The 23,014-nt window shown below is 71.6% G+C and carries 18 protein-coding genes; 5 read left to right on the plus strand and 13 right to left on the minus strand.

Annotation, left to right across the window (positions count from 1 at the left end; all coding sequences use genetic code 11):
- Positions 1-480: 480 nt before the first annotated feature.
- The 9 genes from ABT048_RS29320 to ABT048_RS29360 form a co-directional block, all read right to left on the minus strand.
- Entirely contained in the window at positions 481-2,004 is a 1,524-nt protein-coding gene (locus ABT048_RS29320; RefSeq protein WP_350524556.1) for a CoA-acylating methylmalonate-semialdehyde dehydrogenase, read from the minus strand.
- A 360-nt stretch (positions 2,005-2,364) separates the two neighbouring features.
- The gene (locus ABT048_RS29325; protein WP_350524557.1) at positions 2,365-3,156 is read right to left on the minus strand and encodes a hypothetical protein; all 792 of its coding nucleotides are present in this window, start codon (positions 3,154-3,156) and stop codon (positions 2,365-2,367) included.
- 67 nt (positions 3,157-3,223) lie between these two features.
- Entirely contained in the window at positions 3,224-3,655 is a 432-nt protein-coding gene (locus ABT048_RS29330; RefSeq protein ID WP_350524558.1) for a bifunctional DNA primase/polymerase, read from the minus strand.
- A gap of 155 nt (positions 3,656-3,810) precedes the next feature.
- The gene (locus tag ABT048_RS29335) at positions 3,811-5,205 is read right to left on the minus strand and encodes an NAD(P)/FAD-dependent oxidoreductase (protein WP_350524559.1); all 1,395 of its coding nucleotides are present in this window, start codon (positions 5,203-5,205) and stop codon (positions 3,811-3,813) included.
- Positions 5,206-5,266: 61 nt separating this feature from the next.
- Entirely contained in the window at positions 5,267-6,070 is an 804-nt protein-coding gene (locus tag ABT048_RS29340) for an ABC transporter permease (RefSeq protein ID WP_350524560.1), read from the minus strand.
- Entirely contained in the window at positions 6,070-6,996 is a 927-nt protein-coding gene (locus tag ABT048_RS29345; protein ID WP_350524561.1) for an ABC transporter permease, read from the minus strand. Before ABT048_RS29345 ends, ABT048_RS29340 begins: the two co-directional genes overlap by 1 nt.
- On the minus strand, positions 6,993-8,135 hold the full coding sequence (locus tag ABT048_RS29350; RefSeq protein ID WP_350524562.1) for an ABC transporter ATP-binding protein: 1,143 nt from the start codon (positions 8,133-8,135) through the stop codon (positions 6,993-6,995). Before ABT048_RS29350 ends, ABT048_RS29345 begins: the two co-directional genes overlap by 4 nt.
- A gap of 38 nt (positions 8,136-8,173) precedes the next feature.
- On the minus strand, positions 8,174-9,424 hold the full coding sequence (locus ABT048_RS29355; protein WP_350524563.1) for a polyamine ABC transporter substrate-binding protein: 1,251 nt from the start codon (positions 9,422-9,424) through the stop codon (positions 8,174-8,176).
- Between the two features lie 56 nt (positions 9,425-9,480).
- Positions 9,481-10,992, minus strand: coding sequence for a gamma-aminobutyraldehyde dehydrogenase (locus ABT048_RS29360; RefSeq protein ID WP_350524564.1), 1,512 nt, complete (start codon positions 10,990-10,992; stop codon positions 9,481-9,483).
- 407 nt (positions 10,993-11,399) lie between these two features.
- Here ABT048_RS29360 and ABT048_RS29365 point away from each other — a divergent pair, with 407 nt between their 5' ends.
- Entirely contained in the window at positions 11,400-13,055 is a 1,656-nt protein-coding gene (locus ABT048_RS29365; RefSeq protein ID WP_350524565.1) for a PucR family transcriptional regulator, read from the plus strand.
- A 31-nt stretch (positions 13,056-13,086) separates the two neighbouring features.
- Here the strand turns inward: ABT048_RS29365 and ABT048_RS29370 are convergent, their stop codons facing one another.
- From ABT048_RS29370 to ABT048_RS29380, 3 genes are all read right to left on the minus strand, one after another.
- Positions 13,087-14,286 (minus strand): polyamine ABC transporter substrate-binding protein, encoded by a 1,200-nt coding sequence (locus ABT048_RS29370; protein ID WP_350524566.1) that lies wholly within the window; start codon positions 14,284-14,286, stop codon positions 13,087-13,089.
- A 69-nt stretch (positions 14,287-14,355) separates the two neighbouring features.
- The gene (locus ABT048_RS29375; protein WP_350524567.1) at positions 14,356-15,714 is read right to left on the minus strand and encodes an aspartate aminotransferase family protein; all 1,359 of its coding nucleotides are present in this window, start codon (positions 15,712-15,714) and stop codon (positions 14,356-14,358) included.
- A 182-nt stretch (positions 15,715-15,896) separates the two neighbouring features.
- A complete protein-coding gene (locus ABT048_RS29380) occupies positions 15,897-17,390 on the minus strand; it encodes a gamma-aminobutyraldehyde dehydrogenase (RefSeq protein ID WP_350524568.1) in 1,494 nt (497 codons plus the stop codon).
- Positions 17,391-17,640: 250 nt separating this feature from the next.
- Here ABT048_RS29380 and ABT048_RS29385 point away from each other — a divergent pair, with 250 nt between their 5' ends.
- The 4 genes from ABT048_RS29385 (at position 17,641) to ABT048_RS29400 (ending at position 21,776) form a co-directional block, all read left to right on the plus strand.
- Positions 17,641-18,114 carry an Lrp/AsnC family transcriptional regulator gene (locus tag ABT048_RS29385; RefSeq protein ID WP_030306695.1) on the plus strand — a complete coding sequence of 158 codons (474 nt, stop codon included), beginning with the start codon at positions 17,641-17,643 and terminating at the stop codon, positions 18,112-18,114.
- The gene (locus ABT048_RS29390; RefSeq protein ID WP_350524569.1) at positions 18,111-19,505 is read left to right on the plus strand and encodes an aspartate aminotransferase family protein; all 1,395 of its coding nucleotides are present in this window, start codon (positions 18,111-18,113) and stop codon (positions 19,503-19,505) included. Before ABT048_RS29385 ends, ABT048_RS29390 begins: the two co-directional genes overlap by 4 nt.
- A gap of 336 nt (positions 19,506-19,841) precedes the next feature.
- Positions 19,842-20,597 carry an ABC transporter ATP-binding protein gene (locus ABT048_RS29395; protein WP_350524570.1) on the plus strand — a complete coding sequence of 252 codons (756 nt, stop codon included), beginning with the start codon at positions 19,842-19,844 and terminating at the stop codon, positions 20,595-20,597.
- A 27-nt stretch (positions 20,598-20,624) separates the two neighbouring features.
- Positions 20,625-21,776 carry a hypothetical protein gene (locus tag ABT048_RS29400; RefSeq protein WP_350524571.1) on the plus strand — a complete coding sequence of 384 codons (1,152 nt, stop codon included), beginning with the start codon at positions 20,625-20,627 and terminating at the stop codon, positions 21,774-21,776.
- 122 nt (positions 21,777-21,898) lie between these two features.
- Here the strand turns inward: ABT048_RS29400 and rlmN are convergent, their stop codons facing one another.
- On the minus strand, positions 21,899-22,999 hold the full coding sequence (gene rlmN / locus ABT048_RS29405) for a dual-specificity RNA methyltransferase RlmN (RefSeq protein WP_350524572.1): 1,101 nt from the start codon (positions 22,997-22,999) through the stop codon (positions 21,899-21,901).
- Between the last annotated feature and the right edge of the window lie 15 nt (positions 23,000-23,014).

The raw sequence follows: 23,014 nt of genomic DNA on the forward strand, positions 1-23,014 counted from the left end.
TTTGGCACGCTGTTGAGTTCTCAAGGAACGGACGCTTCCTTCGGACCGCCTTCCAGCGGACCCTCCGGGCTTCGTTCTTTCGTGTTTCCAGCTTATCAGATGTTTTCCGCTCCGTTTCCGGGGCTTCCTTCATCCAACTCGCCGGTGTCTTCCGAGGTTTGACGCCCCGTCCGACGTTTCAAACTCTAGCCGATCCCTGCCCCGAAAGGCGAATCGACCGCAATCCGATAAAACGAACACGCCGAATAAGAACCGAGCCGCGACGCAGAAATGCGAACGCAACCCAGCCCGAACCTGGGAAGTGGTGTTTCAGAGGATTGGCCGCCCCGGGACCGTCCGCGCAGACGCGTGTCCGGTGCTCCCTGCCGAGCAGCTCGAAGAACTCTACGCGCTTCTGGGGCCGGATGCAAACGGCAGGCAAAAGCGCGCCGGCCGGGCCCCGGGGAGAGGGGTCCGGCCGGCGCGCCGCGCGGGACGGGCTCAGCTGTTGGTGGGGAAGCCGAGGTTGATGCCGCCGTGCGACGGGTCCAGCCAGCGCTGGGTCACGGCCTTGCCGCGGGTGAAGAACTGCACGCCGTCCGGGCCGTACGCGTGGGCGTCGCCGAACAGGGAGGCCTTCCAGCCGCCGAAGGAGTAGTAGGCGACGGGCACCGGGATCGGCACGTTGATGCCGACCATGCCGACCTCCACCTCGAACTGGAAGCGCCGGGCCGCGCCGCCGTCGTTGGTGAAGAGGGCGGTGCCGTTGCCGTACGGGTTGGCGTTGATCAGCGCCAGGCCCTCGTCGTAGGAGGAGACGCGCACGACCGAGAGGACCGGGCCGAAGATCTCGTCGTTGTAGACGGACATGCCGGGCTTCACGTGGTCGAACAGCGTCGGGCCGAGCCAGAAGCCGTCGGCGGTCGGGGTGCCGTCCTTGTCCTCGGCGGTGACCGGGTGCTTGCGGCCGTCCACGGCGAGGTCGGCGCCGTCGGCGACACCGGACTCCACGTAGGAGGTGACCTTGTCGCGGTGCTGGCCGGTGACCAGCGGGCCCATCTCGGAGTCGCCGTTGCAGCCCGGGCCGACCTTGAGGGTGGCGACCCGCTGCTTGATCTTCTCGACCAGCTCGTCGCCGATCGGGTCGACCGCGACCAGCACGGACACCGCCATGCAGCGCTCGCCGGCCGCGCCGAAGCCGGCGTTGACGGCGGCGTCGGCGGCCAGGTCCAGGTCGGCGTCGGGCAGGACCAGCATGTGGTTCTTGGCGCCGCCCAGGGCCTGCACGCGCTTGCCGTAGCGGGTACCGGTCTCGTAGACGTAGCGGGCGATCGGGGTGGAGCCGACGAAGCTGACGGACTTGATGTCCGGGTGCTCCAGCAGGCGGTCGACGGCCACCTTGTCCCCGTGCACGACGTTGAAGACGCCGTCCGGCAGGCCGGCTTCCTTCCACAGCCCGGCGAGGAAGTTGGCGGCGGACGGGTCCTTCTCCGAGGGCTTCACCACGACGGTGTTGCCCGCCGCGATGGCGATCGGGAAGAACCACATCGGCACCATCGCCGGGAAGTTGAACGGCGAGATGACGGCGACCGGGCCGAGCGGCTGGCGGATCGAGTACACGTCGATGCCGGTGGAAGCCTGCTCGGTGAAGCCGCCCTTGATGAGCTGCGGGATGCCGCAGGCGTACTCCACGACCTCCAGGCCGCGGGCGATCTCGCCCAGGGCGTCGGAGTGCACCTTGCCGTGCTCCGACACGATGATCGAGGCCAGCTCGTCGCGGCGGGCGTTCAGCAGCTCGCGGAAGGCGAAGAGCACCGTCGACCGCTTGGCGACCGAGGCGGTGCGCCACTCGGTGAAGGCCGAGGCGGCGGCGGCCACGGCCTGGTCCACCTCGGCGATCCCGGCGAAGTCGACCTGGCCGGCGACCTGGCCGGTGGCCGGGTCGAAGATGTCACCGCGGCGGGGCGCCGCACCGGCGGTGGCGACCGGCTTGCCGCCGATCCAGTGAATGATGTGCTTGCTCAAGGTCCGTCTGCCTCCGAAGTCCCGGGCGGCATCCTGCCGCCGGTCCGGTTTGGCGCCGCCCGCGAGTGGGCCGGGCGACGGGATTCACGGGGCTACCGCGCTCGCCTTCCAGTCTGGTCCCCGTCCCGGCCCTGCTCAACGAACAGGCTGACGGGGATCTCGGATTCAGCCTTACAGGTCGTCGGCCGTTACTCCGAACGTGTTCCGCCCACGCCCCGGGGATCGCCGCAGGCCAGGGTGCCGGCAAACCAGGGTGCCCGCACGCCAGCGCACCCGCAGGCCACGGCGCCCGCAGGCCCGGAGCCGCCGTGGGCCGGGGCCACCGCGCCCCGCCCCCGCGCCGCTTCCTCCGGGACGCGGCTAGGACTCGTCCTCCGAGGACGGATCCCCCGGGTACGGGTCCTCCAGGTACGGATCGTGCAGCCCGTCCGCGGCCTCCTGGGTCTCCAGCAGGTCCAGCCGCAGGTCCTGCGCCCATGCCAGTGCCCAGCGCTTCAGTCCGGCCACGGCCCTGGCCGGGACGCCCCGGGCGCGGAACCGCCCGTCCGCCGCCTCGGCGAGCGTCTCCAGCCGGTCGGCGAGCGCGGCGGGCTGGAAGTCCGGGTCCAGTTCCCCTGCCAGCGCGAGCAGTTCGCCCTCCCGGTAGTAGCGGGTCAGCGCGTGGACGTCGACCAGGTCGCGCGGCATGCCCCGGTCCACGAGCAGCGCGGTGGTCAGCGCCGCCGCGTCCTCCAGGGCCACGACCGGCAGCACCGCCGGCGGCTCGTCCGGCCCGGGTGCGCCCAGGTCGAGCCGGACCGACCGGTGGCCGAGCGGTTCCTTGCGCAGTTCCACGGTGTGCGTCCGGCCGCCCAGTGCCAGCCGGACGGTGAGCTGCTCCAGCCGCAGGGTGCCCGGCCGCTCGGCCACCCCGCCACCTGCCGCGCGGTACGCCCCGGCGAGCGCTTCGGCCACCTCGGGCAGGTCGGCGCCGCCGGTCACCAGGGTGAGCCCGTCCTGTACGCAGGCCGCGACGCCGTGGGCGCGCAGCGCGTGTCCGCCGGCCAGGGCGAGGCCGTGCCGGTCGCAGACCGGTGCGGCCGGCCCGGCCAGGCGCAGCTGGGCCGGGCCCGGTCGGAGGGACGCGTCGACGGCGTGCGGAGCGGTGGTCACGCCTCCAGTCTGACGCGACCGCCCGCGCCGTGCGCCACCGTCGCGCCTTGCACCACCGTCGGCCCGCTCACCATCCGCCGAGTCCCGCCGCGGCCTCGTGCAGGCCGAGTTCCAGCAGCGCGGGGTCGGTGAGCCGCCCGGAGCCGTCCGGCGGGACGAGCCAGCGCACGCTCCGGCTGCTGCGCTCGGGGTGCGGGACGACGATCCAGGTGCCCTCCCCCGCGCTGCGCACGCCCGTGCCGACCCAGCGGGCGGCGGTGCCGACCGGCACAAGGAAGCCGAGGTGCTCCTCGCCGGAGTCGGTGAGGACGGGGCCGCAGAGGACGGTGCCCAGGATCTCCAGTGCCCGGCGTCCGAGCCGTCCGGGGACGGAGAGGACGTCCCAGCGCCGGCCGGCCGGCAGCAGCACCAGGCCCAGCCCGGTGCGTTCCCACTGCTCCCGGAAGGCCTCCGGGTCCGGTGCCACCTGTACGAGCCAGTGCAGTCCGATGTTCTCCATGTCTGTCCCCGCTTCTCGCTTCTCGCCGTTCGTACTGTCCGGGCGGCGGGAATGACCGGGACCCGCCGTCACCAGGGAGAGGCGGACGGCGGGTCCCTCTTACACGGGTCCTGAGCACTCGGGTGGTGGGCGTTCACCCGGCCGGGTGGACCGGGTCAGCTGTCGAAGCCCAGCCCCAGCCGGTCGAGCGTGCGCAGCCAGAGGTTGCGGTGGCCGCCGTTGCGGTCGGCCCGCTCCAGCGACCGGGTGGTGATCTCGATCCCGGCCCAGCGCACCGGCTCGGGCGGGAACGGCAGCGGCTTGCTGCGGACCATCTCCAGCGAGGTGCGCTCGGTGCGCTCGCCTGCGAGCAGGTCGAGCATCACCTCGGCGCCGAAGCGGGTCGCGCCGACGCCGAGCCCGGTGTAGCCGACCGCGTACGCGACCTTGCCCCGGTACCCGGTGTCGAAGAACGCCGAGAACCGGCTGCAGGTGTCGATCGCGCCGCCCCAGGCGTTGGTGAAGCGCAGCCCCTCCAGCTGCGGGAAGCAGCGGAAGAAGTGACCGGCCAGGGTGCGGAAGGTCTCCGGCCGCTGGTCGTACTCGTGCCGGACGTGCCCGCCGTAGTGGTAGACCGCGTCGTAGCCGCCCCAGAGGATGCGGTTGTCGGCGGAGAGCCGGAAGTAGTGGAACTTGTTGGCGCTGTCCCCGAGTCCCTGCCGCCCGCGCCACCCGATCGAGGCGAGCTGCTCGTCGGTGAGCGGCTCGGTCATCAGCGCGTAGTCGTACACCGGCACGACGTACGGGCGGACCCGCTTGAGCAGGGACGGGAACACGTTGGTGCCGAGGGCGACCCGGCGGGCGAAGACCCGGCCGTACGGGGTGCGGGCGGCCATGCCGCTGCCGTGCTCCCGCAGGTCGGTGGCCCGGGTGTGCTCGAAGATCCGCACGCCCTGGCTCAGGCAGGCGTCCTTGAGGCCCCAGGCGAGCTTGGCGGGGTGGACCATGGCCACGCCCTCCTTGTCCCAGAGGCCGCCGAGGAAGGTCGGCGAGTTCACCTCGGCGCGCAGCTGGTCGGCGTCCAGGACGGTGATGTCGAGGCCGTAGCGGGCGACCGCCTCGGCGACCTCGTGGAGTTCCTCGACCTGGTGGGGCTGGGTGGCCACGTCGATCTCGCCGGTGCGCTCCCACTCGGCGTCGATGCCGTAGCGCTTGAGGGTGGCCTCGATGCCGTCGAGGTTGGCGGCACCGAGGCGTTCCAGCTGGGCGAGTTCGGACGGCCAGCGTTCCAGGCCGTTGCCGAAGCCGTGGGTGAGGCTGGCCGCGCAGAATCCGCCGTTGCGCCCGGACGCGGCCCACCCGACCTCGCTGCCCTCGACGAGCACGACGTCCAGGGAGGGGTCACGCTCCTTCGCGATCAGGGCGGTCCACAGGCCGGAGTAGCCGCCGCCGACGACCAGCAGGTCGCAGGTGGTGTCGCCGACCAGGGCGGGCAGCGCCGCCGGCCGGCCCGGGTCCTCCAGCCAGAAGGGGGTGGGCCTGGCGTCACTGAGTGCGCGGGCGGAGTCCATGCATTATCAGCCACTTTCTACGGATAGATGACAGTACGAGCCACCGCTGACCGACCGTACGTCAGGCGGTGGCCTTCCTCCGGTTGCCGAGCCACTGGCCGGCGACGGTCAGCACGACCGCGGCGAGGAACATCGCGGTGCCGATGACGTTCACCTGCACCGGGATGCCGCGCTGCGAGGCGCCCCAGACGAACATCGGGAAGGTGACCGTGGTCGGGCCCGAGTTGAACTGGGTGATGATGAAGTCGTCGAAGGAGAGCGCGAAGCTGAGCAGCGCGCCCGCCGCGATGCCGGGCGCCGCCAGCGGCAGGGTGACCCTCAGGAAGGTCTGGACGGGGGTGGCGTAGAGGTCCTGCGCGGCCTGTTCGAGCCTCGGGTCCATGCTCATCACGCGCGCCTTGACCGCCGTCACCACGAAGCTGAGGCAGAACATGATGTGCGCGATGAGGATGGTGGTGAAGCCGAACGGGATGCGCATGTTGAGGAAGAGCGTCCCGAGCGAGGCGGCCATGACCACCTCGGGCATGGCCATCGGCAGGAAGATCATCGCGGTGGTGGCCGAGCGGCCGCGGAAGCGGTAGCGGGCCAGCGCGAAGGCGACCATGGTGCCGAGCACGGTGGCGCCGATGGTGGCGAACACCGCGATCTGCAGGCTGAGCGAGAGCGACTGGCACATGTCGGCCACGCCGCAGGGGTTGGTCCAGGCGTCGGTGGAGAACTCGTTCCACTCGTAGTTGAACTTGCCCACCGGCTTGTTGAACGAGAAGGCGAGCACGACCAGGTTGGGCAGCACCAGGTAGGCGAGGGCCAGCAGGCCGGCCAGCACCACCAGGTGGGCGCGGACCCACTTCAGAATCCGGGACATCAGACCAGTTCCTCCGTCCCGGCCTTGCGCATGTAGACCGTCACCATGCCCAGGATCAGGGCCATCAGGATGAAGCTCAGCGCGGCGGCCGTGGGGTAGTCGAGCACGTTCAGGAACTGCTTCTGGATGCCGTTGCCGACCATCTGCTCGCTCGGCGAGCCCAGCAGCTGGGCGTTGATGTAGTCGCCGGACGCCGGGATGAAGGTCAGCAGGGTGCCCGCGACCACGCCCGGCAGCGAGATCGGGAAGGTGACCTTGCGGAAGGTGGTGAACGGCCGGGCGTAGAGGTCGCCCGCCGCCTCGTGCAGGCGCGGGTCGATCCGCTCCAGCGAGGTGTACAGCGGCAGGATCATGAACGGCAGGAAGTTGTAGGTGAGGCCGCAGACCACCGCGAGCGGCGTGGCCAGCACCCGGTCGCCGGAGGTGAGGCCGACCAGGTTGGTGAGGTCCAGGACGTGCAGCGCGTTCAGCGCGCCGACCACCGGGCCGCCGTCGGACAGGATGGTCTTCCAGGCCAGCGTGCGGATCAGGAAGCTGGTGAAGAACGGCGCGATGACCAGGATGAGGATGACGTTGCGCCAGCGCTTGCTCGCCTTGAAGGCGATCGTGTACGCGAGCGGGTAGCCGACGGCCAGGCAGAGCACGGTGGCGACGGCCGCGTACGAGAACGAGCGGACGAAGTGCCACTTGTACTCGACCAGGGCGTCCCAGTACGTCGAGAGGTGCCAGGTGACCTTGAAGCCATCTTCGAGCGAGCCGGTCTGCAGCGAGGTGGACCCCTGGTAGACCATCGGGACGGCGAAGAAGACGACCAGCCAGGCGATGCCCGGCAGCAACAGCCAGTACGGGGTGAGCTTGCGCCTGGGCTTGCGTTCCGCCACCAGCGGGACGACTTGGGGCGGCGCGGCCGGGGTGGTGGTGGTCATGCGGCCTCCTCCGACGTGCCCGCGTCGATCGCCTGCGAGGCGTCCAGGGCGAAGGAGTGCGCCGGGTTCCAGTGCAGCCGGACGGCGGCGCCGGGGACGATCCGGGCGTCGCGCTCCATGTTCTGCTCGAAGACGGTGACCTCCTGGCCGCCGTCGGTGCGCACCACGTACTGGGTGGAGACGCCGATGAAGCTGGAGTCGAGCACCGTGCCGGCCAGCTTGTTGCGGCCGTCGGCGACCTCCTCGGAGGCGTGCGTGATGGTGATCTTCTCCGGGCGCACGCCGAGGTGGACGCGCTTGGCGTCGGTGGCGCAGCGCGCCCTGGGCACGGTGAGGCGGGCGCCGGCCGCGCTCAGCAGCAGGTCGCCGCCCTCGCTGCCGGTGACCTCGGCGGGCAGCAGGTTGGACTGGCCGAGGAAGTTGGCCACGAAGGTGGTGGCGGGGTTCTCGTACAGCTCGGCGGGCGCGCCCAGCTGCTCGACCCGGCCGCCGTTCATCACCGCGATGGTGTCGGCCATGGTCATGGCCTCCTCCTGGTCGTGGGTGACGTGCACGAAGGTGATGCCGACCTCGGTCTGGATCCGCTTGAGCTCCAGCTGCATCTGCCGGCGGAGCTTGAGGTCGAGCGCGCCGAGCGGCTCGTCCAGGAGCAGCACCTGCGGGTGGTTGATCAGCGCGCGGGCGACGGCGACGCGCTGCTGCTGGCCGCCGGAGAGCTGGTGCGGCTTGCGCCGGGCGTACTGGCCGAGCTCGACCAGCTCCAGCATGTCGTCGACCTGCTTCTTGACGTCCTTCTTGCCGCGCCGGCGCAGGCCGAAGGCGACGTTCTCGAAGATGTCCAGGTGCGGGAAGAGGGCGTAGCTCTGGAAGACGGTGTTCACCGGCCGCTTGTACGGGGGCAGGGCGGTGACGTCCTGGCCGCCGATCAGCACGGTTCCGCTGGTGGGCTCCTCCAGGCCGGCGATCATGCGCAGGGTGGTGGTCTTGCCGCAGCCGGAGGCGCCGAGCAGGGCGAAGAAGGAGCCCTGGGGAACGGTCAGGTCGAGCGGGTGGACGGCGGTGAAGGCGCCGTAGGTCTTGCCGATGCCGGTGAGCCGGACGTCGCCGCCGGCGGCCGAGTCTCGCTGCTGGTCTGTCATGGGTGGTGTCTTCCTGGGTTTCTCTGCCGGGACGGGGGTCAGGCGCCGATGAGCTTGGAGAACTTCTGCTCGAAGTCGCTCTCCTCGCTCTCGGTGAGCGTGCGGAACACGTGCGCCTTGGCCGCCATCTCGGGGGTGGGTACGACCAGCGGGTTGGCCGCGGAGTCCGGGGCGAGGGTGGCGAGCTCGTCCTGCATCCCGGTGACGGCGGAGACGAAGCCGATGCCCGCGACCAGCTGCGCCGCGATCTTCGGCTGATAGTAGAAGTCGATCAGCTTTTCCGCGTTCGCCTTGTGCTGCGCCTTGGCCGGAACCAGCATGTTGTCGGTCGAGGAGAGGAAGCCCTTCTCCGGGATGACGAACTCGATGTCCGGGTTGTCGGCGCGCAGTTGGATCAGGTCGCCGCCCCAGGCGATGCAGGCCGCGATGTCGCCGGAGGAGAGTTCCTGGCCGTAGTCGTTGCCGGTGAAGCGGCGAATCTGCTTGCTGTCGACGGCCTTCTGCAGCCGGGCGATCGCGCCGTCGAAGTCGTCGGCGGTGAACTTCGCGGAGTCCTTGCCCTGGTCCAGCAGCACCATCCCGATGCTGTCGCGCATCTCGGAGAGGAAGGTGACCCGGCCCTTGAGCTCGGGGTCGTCCAGCAGTTGGGAGACGCTGGTGACCTCCTTCCCCTTGGTCGCCTTCTTGTTGTACGCGACGACGGTCTGGATGCCGGCCCACGGGTAGGAGTAGAGCCGGCCCGGATCCCAGTCCGGGGCGCGGAAGCGCGACTCGACGGTGGTGATCGCGGTGGTCACGTTCGCCGGGTTGAGCTTCTGCACCCAGCCGAGCCGGATCAGCCGGGCGGCCATCCAGTCGGTGAGCACCATCAGGTCGCGGCCGGTGTCCTGCCCGGAGGCGAGCTGCGGCTTGATCTTGCCGAAGAACTCGACGTTGTCGTTGACGTCCTCGTTGTACCTGACCTTGATCCCGGTGGCCTGGGTGAAGGCCTCCAGGGTGCCGTGCTTCTCCTTGTCGTTCTCGTCGGTGTCGACGTACAGCGGCCAGTTGGAGAAGGCGACCTCCTTCTCCGTGTCCGAGAGGTCCTTGGCGGCGTTCGCGGTGGAGTCACCGGTCGCCCGGGGGGCCGCCGGGATGCCGCACGCGGCCAGGGTGCCGGCTCCGGCGGTGAGGGCGGCGGCACGCAGCAGGGTGCGGCGGCCGAGTGCGGCCCGGCCGCTGGTCAGGCTGCGCTCCCAGGCCCTGCGGACCGGTTCGGGCAGACCGTCGGTGAGCTCGTTGAACGCCATGGAACGGGCCTCCTGGGGGAGAGAGGGGCGTGGGGGGAAGCGCCCTTGTCCGGGGGTTATCTGTCTCCGAAGACGGTGCGGTGCCAGTCCTTGCGGGCCACCGCGGTGGTGTCGAACATGACGTGCTTGACCTGCGTGTACTCGTCCAGCGAGTACTGGGACATGTCCTTGCCGTAGCCGGACGCCTTGTAGCCGCCGTGCGGCATCTCGCTGATGATCGGGATGTGGTCGTTGACCCAGACGCACCCGGCCGCGATCTCCCGGGTGGCGCGCAGCGAGCGGTGCACGTTGCTCGTCCAGGCGGAGGCGGCCAGGCCGTAGGGGGTGTCGTTGGCCAGCCGCAGGCCCTCGTCGTCGCCGTCGAAGGGCAGCACGACCAGCACCGGGCCGAAGATCTCGCCCTGGACGACCTCGCTGTCCTGGGCCGCGCCGGTGATCAGGGTGGGCGGGTAGTACGCGCCCCGGGTGAGGTCGCTGCCGTCGTGGCCCTTCTCGGGCACGCGGCCGCCGGTGACCACGGTGGCGTAGCCGCGGGCGCGCTCCACGAACCCGGCCACCCGGTCCCGGTGGGCGTACGAGACCAGCGGGCCGAGGTCGGTCCGCGGGTTCAGCGGGTCGCCGATCCGGATCGCCGCGAACAGCTCGGCCACCCCGGCCACGAAGGCGTCGTACAGCGGGCGCTGGACGTACGCGCGGGTGGCGGCGGTGCAGTCCTGGCCGCCGTTGATCAGCGAGGCGGCGACGGCGCCGTGCACGGCGGCGTCCAGGTCGGCGTCGTCGAAGACCACGAACGGGGCCTTGCCGCCGAGCTCCAGGTGGGTGCGCTTGACGCTCGCGGTGGCGAGCTCGGCGACCCGCTTGCCGACCCCGGTGGAGCCGGTGAAGGAGACCATCGCGACGTCCGGGTGCCCGACCAGGTGCTCGCCGGCGGTGCGCCCGGCGCCGGTGACCACGTTGACCACGCCGTCCGGGATGCCCGCCGCCGTGCAGGCCCCGGCGAACATCAGCGAGGTCAGCGGGGTCAGCTCGGCCGGCTTGAGCACGATGGTGTTGCCCGCGGCGATCGCCGGGAGGATCTTCCAGGCGGCCATCTGCAGCGGGTAGTTCCACGGCGAGATCGAGCCGACCACGCCGATCGCCTCGCGCCGCACGTACGAGGTGTGGTCGCCGGAGTACTCGCCGGCCGCCTTGCCCTCCAGGTTGCGGGCGGCACCGGCGAAGAACGCGGCGTTGTCGATGGTGCCGGGGACGTCGAACTCGGTGGCCAGCTTGACCGGCTTGCCGGTCTGCGCGGTCTCCACCCGGGCGAGGTCGCCGCAGGCGTCGGTCAGCACGGCGGCCAGCCGGGTGAGCGCCTCGGAGCGCGCGCCGGGGGTGGCGGAGGACCAGCCGGGCAGCGCGGCCTTCGCGGCGGCGACGGCCGCGTCCACGTCGTCGGTGCCGGCCAGCGCGACCTGCTCGACCACGCTGCCGTCGGCGGGGTTGACGACCTGGAAGGGCTCGCCGCTCCCCCGGGTCGGGCGGCCCGCGATGTACTGCGCGCCCGCGCCGAAGTCGGTCAGGTCCATCTGGTTCCTCCAAGTGCCGGTGGTACGACTGAGCGACGGAGAGCCGCCTCCGCGGTGGGGGTCTGCGGGGGGCGGGAGTCCGTCCTGTCGATCATCGGGGTTGCGCGATCCTGGCAGTCCGGACACGTCCGGACAAGGGATTCCACGGTTGCGTTCCGGTCACTGCGACGGATTCCGCCGTGGGGTCGGTTTTCCGCCACAGCCGACCCGCTGACCATGCCCGGTGCCGCCGGGGCGTGACAAGGGTCACTGCGACAATCTCGGCACGAAGGGCCTTACAGGGTGCAAGGGTCCGGGCAGGGCGACAGGTCGTCGTGGGGATGGATGATTCACCTGACACTCTGACCGCCCCCGCCGACGCCCGCCCACTCCAGCCCCAGCCCCCGCCCTGCACATGGAGGCCCGCGATGCTCCCCACCGTCGCCCGCGTACTCGACCTGGAGGTGATGCGGCGCGGCCTGCCCCAGGTCGTGGCCGGCGCCGACCACCTGGAGCGGCCGGTCCGCTGGGTCCACGTGAGCGAACTGCCCGACGTCGCCGGGATGCTCCGGGGCGGCGAGCTGGTGCTGACCACCGGCATCGCGCTGCCCGAGGACCGCGAGGGCCTGGCCCGCTACGTCCGCGAGCTGGACGAGGTCGGGGTGGCCGGCCTGGTCGTCGAGTACGGGCGGCGCTACTTCGACGCGCTCCCCCGCGCCCTGGTGAACGCCGCCGAGCAGCGCGGACTGCCGCTGATCACGCTCCGCCGCGAGCTGCGCTTCGTCGCCGTCACCGAGGCCGTGCACGCCCTGGTGGTCAACGCCCAGCTGGAGCAGCTGCGCATCTCCGAGTCCGTCCACCAGGTGTTCAACGAGCTGGTGGTGGAGGGCGCCGAGCCGCCCGAGGTGATCCGGCAGGTCGCCCGGATGGCGGGCGGGCCGGTCGTCCTGGAGAACCTCGCCCACCAGGTGCTCGCCCACGACGCCGCCGGACGCCCGGAGGCCGAGGTGCTGGAGGACTGGGAGCGCCGCTCGCGCGGGGTCCGTCCGCCCGGCCGCACCGGCCACGACCCGCGCAGCGGCTGGCTGGTCACCACCGTCGGCGCCCGCGGCCAGGACTGGGGCCGGCTGGTGCTGGTGCAGGAACCCGGCCCGCTGCCCGAGGGCGAGGCCCACCCGCACACCATGCTGCTGGAGCGCGGCGCCTCCGCACTGGCGCTCAACCGGCTGGTGGTCCGCGACCGGGAGAGCCTGGAGCGGCAGACCCACCGCACCCTGCTCTCCGGCATCCTCACCCACGCGCTGACCGTCTCCGAGGCGGCGCTGCGCGCCCAGGCGCTCGGCGTCCCGCTGGAGGGCCGGAGGCTGGTCGGCGTGGTGCTGCGGCAGCGCCGCGGGCCGATCCCGGCCGCGCTGGAGGCGCAGGCCCGGCTGCGCGACTTCACCGAGCTGGCCGCGGGCGCGGTCCGGTCCTGCCGGCTCTCCGCGCTGGTCGGCGCACTGGACGACGAGGCCGTCGGCCTGCTGATCTCGCTCGGCGCCCAGCAGGACGAGCACGCCGCGCTGGACTCCTTCTCGGCCGCGCTGCGCCGGATGTCGGCCGAGGCCGGCCGCGAGGGCACCGACCCGGCGGGCCCGGTGGTCGCGGTCGGCTCCTCCGTCGGCTCGGTCCGCGACGCCCGGCGCACCCTGCTGGAAGCCACCCAGGTCGCCGACGCCGCCCTGCACGACGTGCCCGGCGGCGGCCGCACCTCCTCCTACTACCGGCTCCCGGACGTCCGGCTGCGCGGCCTGCTCCACCTGCTGCGCGACGACGCCCGGCTGCAGACCTACGTGGAGCGGGAGCTGGGGCCGCTGCTGGCCCACGACGCCGAACACAACGGCCAGTTGGTCCAGATGCTGCGGATCTACCTGGAGCAGGGCCGGAACAAGTCGGCCGCGGCGGACGCCGCGCACCTGTCCCGGCCGTCCTTCTACGACCGGCTGCACAAGGTCGAGCGGATCCTCGGCGTCGACCTCGACCAGGTCGAGTCCTGCCTCTCCCTGCACGTCGCGCTGCTCGCCCTGGACGCCGTGCGGCGCTAGCGCCCCGCCCCTCGCCCCCGGTGGTGCGGCCTCACACCCCGGTGATGCGCCCCCAGACCTTGTGCAGCGCGGGCCGCTCGGCCGAGGTGACGTCGCGCATGGTGCGCAGCCGGGCGCGCATCTCCTCGGTCGGGAAGACCAGCGGGTTCTCGGCGAGTTCGGCCTTCTCCTTGTCGCCGCTGGCCGCCAGCACCTCGCGGGCGGCCGGAACCGGACAGATGTACTGGACGAACGCGGCGAGCTCGGCGGCCACCTCGGGCCGGTAGTAGTGGTCGACCAGCAGTTCGGCGTTGCGCTTGTGGGTGGCGCGGTTGGGGATCATCAGGCTCTCCGCCCACAGCTCGCCGCCCTCCTCCGGCACCACGAACTCGATGTCCGGGTTCTCGGCGGTGAGTTGGACCGCGTCGCCGGAGTAGGCCTGGCAGGCGAGCGCCGCTCCGGAGGCGAGGTCGCTGGTGTAGTCGTTGCCGGTGAAGCGGCGGATGTGGCTGCTGTCGACCATCCTCTGCACCAGGTCCATCGCCTTGTTCGCGTCGTCGTCGTCGAACGCCGAGATGTCCGCGCCCTGGGAGAGCATCAGCAGCCCGAGCGCCTCGTCCAGCCCGGCGAACAGCGTGACCCGGCCCTTGAGGTCGGGCGCCCACAGGTCCGCGGTGGACTTGATCTCCCGGCCGAGCGCCTTGCGGTTGTAGGCGATGCCGGTGATCCCGGACTGCCAGGGCACGCTGCGCCGGCGCCCGGGGTCGAAGGCCGGGTTCGCGAGCTGCGGATCGAGGTTGGCGGTGACGTTGGGCAGGTTCGCCCGGTCCATGGCCTGCACCCAGCCCAGCGAGACGTACCGCCCGGCCATCCAGTCGCTGACCACCATGAGGTCCCGGCCGGGGTCGGCGCCCTGGGTGAGCACCGGGCTGATCTTGCCGAAGAACTCGTCGTTGTCGTTGATGTCCTCGGTGTAGGTGACCTCGATCCCGGTCCTCTCGGTGAAGGCCTCCAGGGTCGGCCGCCCGCCCTGGTCGTCGGTGTCGATGTACTGCGTCCAGTTGGAGAAGGCGAGCCGCCGGTCGCTCTCCGACCGGTCCGGCGCGGAGCGGCGGTCCTCGGCGACGTACGCGGACGGGATCCCGCAGCCGGTCAGCGTGCCGGCACCGAGCAGCGCGACCCCGCCGAGCACGGAACGTCGGCGCACTGGACGGGAGTCGGACGAGCGGCGGGTCAGGGTGGTGCTGGGCATGAGCGGCCTTCCGGAGCGTGGGACGGCCCCGGCACGCACACGGGTGCCGGGGCCGTCCTGGTAGGAACGTCAGACAGTGTGCGCGTCGGTGAGCGACAGCACCTCGTCCAGCACCGCGAGGCCGGTCTTGGCCTCCTCCTCGGTGACGGTGCACGGCGGGACGACGTGGAAGCGGTTCATGTTGACGAACGGCCAGAGCCCGCGCTGCTTGCAGGCGGCGGCCAGCTCGGCCATCGGCGCGTTCGCGGCGCCCGCGGCGTTGTAGGGCACCAGCGGCTCGCGGGTCTCCCGGTCCTTCACGAGGTCGAGCGCCCAGAACACGCCGAGGCCGCGGACCTCGCCGATCGACGGGTGCCGCTCGGCCAGCTCGCGCAGACCGGGGCCGAGCACGTTCTCGCCGATGTGCCTGGCGTTCTCGACGATGCCCTCCTCCGCCATCGTGTTGATGGTCGCCACCGCGGAGGCGCAGGCCAGCGGGTGGCCGGAGTAGGTGAGCCCGCCGGGGAACGCCCGCTCGGCGAAGGTGGCCGCGATCTCGGCGCTGATCGCCACGCCGCCGAGCGGCACGTAGCCGGAGTTGACGCCCTTGGCGAAGGTGAGCAGGTCCGGGGTGACGCCCCAGTGGTCGGCGGCGAACCACTCGCCGGTGCGGCCGAAGCCCGCCATCACCTCGTCGAGGATGAACACGATGCCGTGGCGGTCGCAGATCTCCCGCACCCCGGCCAGGTACCCCGGCGGCGGGACGAGGACGCCCGCGGTGCCGACCACGGTCTCCAGGATGACCGCCGCGACGGTGCCCGGACCCTCGAACGCGATCACCTCCTCCAGGTGCCGCAGCGCGCGCTCGCACTCCTGCGCCTCGTTCTCGGCGTGGAAGTTGGAGCGGTAGGCGTACGGGCCCCAGAAGTGCACCACGCCGGAGACGCCGGTCTCGTTGGCCCAGCGCCGCGGATCGCCGGTGAGGGCGATCGCGTTGGCGGTGGCGCCGTGGTACGAGCGGTAGGTGGAGAGCACCTTCTGCCGGCCGGTGTGCAGCCGGGCCAGCCGGATCGCGTTCTCGTTGGCCTCGGCGCCGCCGTTGGTGAAGAAGACCTTGTCCAGGTCGCCCGGGGTGCGCTCGGCGATCAGCCGGGCGGCCTCGCTGCGCGACTCGACCGCGAAGCCGGGCGCGATGGTGCAGAGCTTCGCCGCCTGCTCCTGGATCGCGGCGACCACCTTCGGGTGCTGGTGGCCGATGTTGGTGTTCACCAGCTGGGAGGAGAAGTCGAGGTAGCGGTTGCCGTCGTAGTCCCAGAAGTACGAGCCCTCGGCGCCGGCCACCGCGAGGGGGTCGATCAGCGCCTGGGCGGACCACGAGTGGAAGACGTGCGCGCGGTCGGCGGCCTTGACGGCCTGGCCGGCGGCTGAGTCAGCGGTGGGGATGCTCATGCCGGTAAGGCTAGGGCCGACCACCGGCGAAGTGCAGTTCCATCTTGTCAGCCGGTCGCGCGATCGGTCGACAGGGTGCAAAGACACAGGGCCCGGGGCGGAAAGCCCCGGGCCCGTTGTCATTTCGACCGATGATCGCTACATCAGATCGCGGTCATACTGCGCTCGTCGGTCACGACCCGCTAGATCGCGGTCATGACGTGCTTCACGCGGGTGTAGTCCTCGAAGCCGTAGGACGACAGGTCCTTGCCGTAGCCGGACTTCTTGAAACCGCCGTGCGGCATCTCGGCGACCAGCGGGATGTGGGTGTTGATCCAGACGCAGCCGAAGTCCAGGCGGCGCGACATCCGCATGGCGCGGGCGTGGTCCTTGGTCCACACCGAGGAGGCCAGCGCGTACTCGACGCCGTTGGCGTACTCGACGGCCTGGTCCTCGTCGGTGAACTTCTGCACGGTGATGACCGGGCCGAAGACCTCGTTCTGGACGATCTCGTCGTCCTGGTTCAGGCCGGAGACGACGGTCGGGGCGTAGAAGTAGCCCTTGTCGCCGACCCGGTGGCCACCGGCCTCGACCTTGGCGTGGGCGGGCAGCCGCTCGATGAAGCCGGTGACCTGCTGCAGCTGGTTGGCGTTGTTCAGCGGGCCGTACAGCACGTCCTCGTCGTCCACGCCACCGGTCTTGGTCTCGGCCGCGGCCTTGGCCAGCGCCTCGACGAAGGCGTCGTGGATCGACTCGTGCACCAGCACGCGGGTGGCGGCGGTGCAGTCCTGGCCGGCGTTGAAGTAGCCCGCCACGGAGATGCCCTCGACGGCCTCGGCGATGTCGGCGTCCTCGAAGACCACGACCGGGGCCTTGCCGCCCAGCTCCAGGTGGACGCGCTTGACGTCCTTGGAGGCCGACTCGGCGACCTGGATGCCGGCCCGGACGGAGCCGGTGATGGAGGCCATCGCCGGGGTCTTGTGCTCGACCATGAGCTTGCCGGTCTCGCGGTCGCCGCAGATGACGTTGAAGACGCCGGCCGGCAGGTCCAGCTCCTTGAGGATGCCGCCGATGATCTCGGCCAGCAGCACGGTGGAGGCCGGGGTGGTGTCCGAGGGCTTCAGGACGACGGCGTTGCCCGCGGCGAGGGCCGGGGCGAACTTCCAGACGGCCATCATCATCGGGTAGTTCCACGGCGCGACCTGGGCGCAGACGCCGACCGGCTCGCGGCGGACGATCGAGGTCATCCCGTCCATGTACTCACCGGCGGCCTTGCCCTCCAGCAGGCGGGCGGCACCGGCGAAGAAGCGGATCTGGTCCACCATCGGGCCGATCTCCTCGGAGAGGGTCAGCGCGCGGGGCTTGCCGGTGTTGCGCACCTCGGCGTCGACGATCTCGTCGGCCCGGGCCTCGACGGCGTCGGCGATCTTGAGCAGCAGCTTCTGCCGGGTGCTCGGGGTGGCATCGCGCCAGATCGGGAACGCGGCGGCGGCGGAGGCCATGGCGGCGTCCACGTCCGCGGCACCGGACAGCGGCGACGTCGCGTACACCTCGCCGGTGGTCGGGTCCACGATGTCGAGCGTGCGGCCGTCAGCCGCGTCGACGAACTCACCGTTGATGTAGTTGCGCAGCGTGCGAAGGTCGCTCACGGATCTCTCCTCGGTCTGGGCCTGCGGCGTTGCAGATTCCGGCGCCATGGTACGTCGGCGGATCCGACGTACGAAGGGTGCCGAGTGGCCGGGCCCGAAAGGGCGCGGTCCACTGGTGGCGGTACGCGCGGCACCTCGCAGGGCCGCGCGCGTACCGTGCCAGGGTAGCCGCACGACTGCCGTTATCGACAGGTGGAGTGCGCAGACGCGATGAAATCCGTATGCGTTTTCCAAGATCACGACGAAATCAGCAGTTTCCACGCTTGCGAACGCGGGCCCGATCGGGCACAGTGGCCGCGTGGCCAACCGCGACCGGAACGCCAGCGTTCCCCTCGACGCCGCCTCCAAGGCGATCATCGAGCAGCTCCAGGAGGACGGGCGCCGCCCGTACGCCGCCATCGGCAAGGCCGTCGGCCTGTCCGAGGCGGCCGTACGGCAGCGCGTCCAGAAGCTGCTCGACCAGGGCGTGATGCAGATCGTCGCCGTCACGGACCCGCTCACCGTCGGCTTCACCCGCCAGGCGATGGTCGGGATCCGGGTCGAGGGTGACATCGAGCCCGTCGCCGACGCGCTGGCCGCCCTCGACGAGGTCGACTACGTGGTCTGCACCGCAGGCTCGTTCGACCTCCTGGCCGAACTGGTCTGCGAGGACGACGAGCACCTGCTCGAAATGATCAACAAGCGCATCCGCGCGCTTCCCGGCGTGCGGAGCACCGAGAGCTTCGTTTACCTGAAGCTCCGGAAACAGACCTACACCTGGGGCACCCGATGACAGCCGACCCGGCGCAGAAGGACCTTTCCAAGACCGCCTACGACCACCTGTGGATGCACTTCACCCGCATGTCGTCGTACGAGAACTCCCCCGTGCCGACGATCGTCAAGGGCGAGGGCACCTACATCTGGGACGACAAGGGCAGGAAGTACATCGACGGCCTGGCCGGCCTGTTCGTCGTGCAGGCCGGTCACGGCCGCACCGAGCTCGCCGAGGTCGCCGCCAAGCAGGCCAAGGAACTCGCGTTCTTCCCGATCTGGAGCTACGCGCACCCCAAGGCCGTCGAGCTGGCCGAGCGCCTGGCCAACTACGCCCCGGGCGACCTGAACAAGGTCTTCTTCTCCACCGGCGGCGGCGAGGCCGTCGAGACCGCCTGGAAGCTCGCCAAGCAGTACTTCAAGCTGATCGGCAAGCCGACCAAGTACAAGGTCATCTCCCGCGCCATCGCCTACCACGGCACCCCGCAGGGCGCGCTGTCGATCACCGGCCTGCCGGGCCTGAAGGCCCCGTTCGAGCCGCTGGTGCCGGGCACCCACAAGGCCCCGAACACCAACATCTACCGCGCCCCGCAGTACCTGGAGGGCCCCGACGGCACCGTCGACCCCGAGGCGTACGGCCGCTGGTGCGCCGACCAGGTCGAGGAGGCCATCCTCTTCGAGGGCCCCGAGACCGTCGCCGCCGTCTTCGTCGAGCCGGTGCAGAACGCCGGTGGCTGCTTCCCGCCGCCGCCCGGCTACTTCCAGCGCCTGCGCGAGATCTGCGACCGCCACGACGTGCTGCTGGTCTCGGACGAGGTCATCTGCGCCTTCGGCCGCCTCGGCACCATGTTCGGCGCCGACAAGTTCGGCTACGTGCCGGACATGATCACCTGCGCCAAGGGCATGACCTCGGGCTACTCCCCGATCGGCGCCACGATCATCTCGGACCGCATCGCCGAGCCGTTCTACAAGGGTGACAACACCTTCCTGCACGGCTACACCTTCGCCGGCCACCCGGTCTCCTCGGCCGTGGCGCTCGCCAACCTCGACATCTTCGAGCGCGAGGGCCTCAACCAGCACGTGCTCGACAACGAGTCGCGCTTCCTGGGCACCCTGAGCAAGCTGCGCGACCTGCCGATCGTCGGCGACGTCCGCGGCAACGGCTACTTCTACGGCATCGAGCTCGTGAAGGACAAGGTCACCAAGGAGACCTTCAACGACGAGGAGACCGAGCGCGTGCTCTACGGCTTCCTCTCGAAGGCCCTCTTCGACAACGGCCTGTACTGCCGCGCCGACGACCGTGGCGACCCGGTCGTCCAGCTGGCCCCGCCGCTGATCTCCGACCAGTCGACCTTCGACGAGATCGAGCAGATCCTGCGGACCAGCCTCACCGACGCGTGGGCGAAGCTCTGATCCCCTGAGCCCTCTTCCCCACCCTCCGCCGAAGGGCGGTCCCGCTCCCCGCGGGGCCGCCCTTCGGCGTTCCGTGCTCATGGGGTTCCGCGCTCGTGGGCGTTCCGTGCTCATGGGCTTCGCGCTCATGGGCGTGCCACGCTGCCGGGCGTGCCGCACCCTCCGCGTTCCGCAATCTTCGGCGTTCCGCAACCGGAACATCACAGTCGCACGACCAAACATGCCTGAATGCGGGTGATTTGCCCGTGATGGACCAGTGCGCCGCAACCGCGGCCCGCCCCTGTCGTTCTAATCTGACGACTGTCATATCCCTGCGGCCACCCAGGATGGAACCTGATGTCAGCGGCACCGCCTGACAACGACGTGCTGTGGGCCCGAGGGATCGTCAAGTCCCATCACGGCACCCCCGCCCTGCGCGGTATCTCGATCGGCGTCCGCGAGGGCGAGGTGCTCGCCGTCACCGGCCCGCGCGGCTCCGGGAAGAGCACCCTGCTGGGCTGCCTCTCCGCCCAACTCCCGGTCGACGAGGGCGAGGTCTGGTTCAACAGCGCCCCCGTGCACACCCTCGCCCGGTCCGGCCGCGAACGGCTGCGCCGCGACCGCTTCGGCTTCGTCGGCTCCGAACCGCACCTGGTCCCCGAGCTGACCGCCCGGGAGAACGTCGCCCTGCCACTGCTGCTCGCCGGGGCCGGCAACAAGGCCGCCTACACCGCCGCCGACGAGTGGCTGGAGCGCCTCGACGTCGGCGACTTCGCCGGGCATCGCCCCGAGCGGCTGGTCCAGAGCCAGCGCCAGCGGGTCGCCGTCGCCCGTGCCCTGGCCCCGCTGCCGCCCGTGGTCTTCGCCGACGACCCCACCGCCCCGCTGCACCGCGAGGCCGCCGACCAGGTCATGCGGATACTGACCAGCGCGTCCCGCTCACACCAGCTCACCCTCGTCCTCGCCACCCACGACCCCGAGCTCGTCCGGTTCGCGGACCGCTCCGTCGCCCTCGTCGACGGACGGCTCACCGCCCCCGCCACCCCCGTCCCGCGCGGCGCCGCCGCGTCCGGTGCCTCCGGAGCGACCGCCGTCACGGCAACCCGCCACTGACGACGCCGAGCCGCTGAAAGAGTCGACGTGTTCTATCTCCGTCTGGCCCGGGGCTACCGGGTGCCCGACCTGGGCCGCTGGCTGCTCACCGCGCTGGCCGCCGCCGTGGTCGCCGCCTTCCTGCTGCGCTCCCTCGGCCGGGCGATGAGCGCCCCGCTCGGCGGCGCCGACCCGCTGGTCCGGCTGCTCTGGTGCCTGCCCCCGCTGGCCGCCGTCGCCTGGTTCGCGGCCGTCGCCGCCCGCGCCGTGCCCGCCCGGCGCCCCGAGCGGATCGCCGGCCTCACCGCCGCCGGGGCCGGCTCCCGCCGGATCCGGACCCTGATCGCCGGCGAGGTCGCCCTCGCCTGCACCCTCGGCAGCGTGCTCACCCTGCTGGTCTTCCTGGTGCTGCGCAACGACATCGCCGGGCCCTCGCTCGCCCCCGACCTCGGCATGGGCGTGCCGCTGCCGGCCGCCGCGCCGGTCACCCTGCTCGCCCTGGTCCCGCTCACCGCCGGCATCGCCGCCGCCTGCGCGGTGCCCGTCACCGAGAACCTGCCCGGCGGACGCACCCGCCGCCGCACCGGGTTCGGCGCCTGGCGGATCGCCCTGCCGATCGGGCTGGTCGTGATCGGCGCCGCGCTCGAACTCATCGCCCTGCGCCCCGGCGCCGCCGCCGACGGCCGCCCGGTCCGCCTGCCCGCCGGACTCGGCAGCACCAGCACCGCCGCCCTCGGCGGCTGGGCGGCGAGCGCGCTCGGCCTCGCCCTGCTCACCGGACCGCTGCTGGCCTGGGCCGGACGACTGCTGGCCGTCGGCCGGCCCACCCCGCTGCGGCTGCTCGCCGGACGCGGGCTCACCGCCCAGGCCCCGCGCCTCGGCGCGCCGCTGGCCGTCCTCGCCCTCACCGTCGCGCTGGTGCTCACCACCGTCCGCTACTGGATCGGCACCCCCGACAGCGCCGACGCACTGCCCGCCGTCGAGGCCTGCCTGGTGCTCGGCTGCGCGGCCGCCGCGGTGGTCGCCCGGCTGGCCGAGGTCCGCACCGACCGCCGCGACGTCACCGAAGCGCTGCTGCGCCTCGGCACCTCGCCCCGGCTGCTGTTCGGCGCGGTCGCGCTGCGCACCCTGGCGGCCGGCACCACGCTGCTGCTGACCGGCGGCGCGACCGCCGCCCTGGCGGCCGCCGGACTGCGGTAGGGCCCGTCTTCAAGCTCCCGCAGGCAGGGGCTTGAAGACGGGCCCTAAAGGCCCGCCCTCGAACCCGCCGCCGTACGGGCGGGGGTTCGAGGGCGGGCCCTTGAGCGGTCGGTCCTGCCGGACTAGCCGGCCGCGGCGAGCTGGCCGCAGGCGCCGTCGATCTCCTGGCCGCGGGTGTCGCGGACGGTCGTCGGCACGCCGTGCGACTGCAGCCGCCGGACGAACTCGCGCTCGTCCTCGGGCCGGGAGGCGGTCCACTTGGAGCCCGGGGTCGGGTTCAGCGGGATCAGGTTGACGTGTACCCGGTGGTTCTTGATCAGCCGGCCGAGCAGGTCGGCCCGCCAGGCCTGGTCGTTGATGTCCTTGATCAACGCGTACTCGATGGAGATCCGGCGGCCGGACTTCTCCGCGTAGTTCCAGGCCGCGTCCAGCACCTCGGCGACCTTCCACCGGGTGTTCACCGGCACCAGCTCGTCACGCAGCTCGTCGTCCGGGGCGTGCAGCGACAGTGCCAGGCGGCAGCTGAGGCCCTCGTCGGCGAAGCGGTGCATCGCCGGGACGAGCCCGACGGTGGAGACGGTGATGCCGCGCTGGGACAGGCCGAAGCCGTCCGGCGCCGGGTCGGTCAGCCGGCGGATCGCGGCCAGCACCCGGTTGTAGTTGGCCAGCGGCTCGCCCATGCCCATGAAGACGACGTTGGACAGCCGCGCCTCGCCGCCCGGGATCTCGCCGGTCTTCAGCGAGCGCATCCCGGCGGCGATCTGCTCGACGATCTCGGCGGTGGAGAGGTTGCGGGTCAGCCCGGCCTGGCCGGTGGCGCAGAACGGGCAGTTCATGCCGCAGCCGGCCTGGGAGCTGATGCACATGGTGACCCGGTCCGGGTAGCGCATCAGCACGGACTCCACCAGCGTGCCGTCGAACAGCTTCCACAGCGTCTTGCGGGTCGCGTCGTCGTCGCACGAGACGTGCCGCACCACCGACATCAGCTCGGGCAGCAGGCTCCCGGTGAGCTTCTCCCGGCTGGCGGCGGGGATGTCCGTCCAGCCCGCCGGGTCGTTCGACATCCGGCCGAAGTAGTGGTTGGACAGCTGCTTCGCGCGGAACGGCTGCTCGCCCAGCTCGGCGACGGCCTCCTTGCGCTCGGCGGGGCTCAGGTCGGCGAGGTGTCGCGGGGGCTTGGCGCCGCGCGGCGCGACAAAGGTGAGTTCTCCGGGCTTAGGCATGGTTGTTCCAGTGTC

Origin of the sequence: Kitasatospora sp. NPDC096140 (assembly GCF_040303045.1) — a bacterium.
GTDB lineage: Bacteria > Actinomycetota > Actinomycetes > Streptomycetales > Streptomycetaceae > Kitasatospora.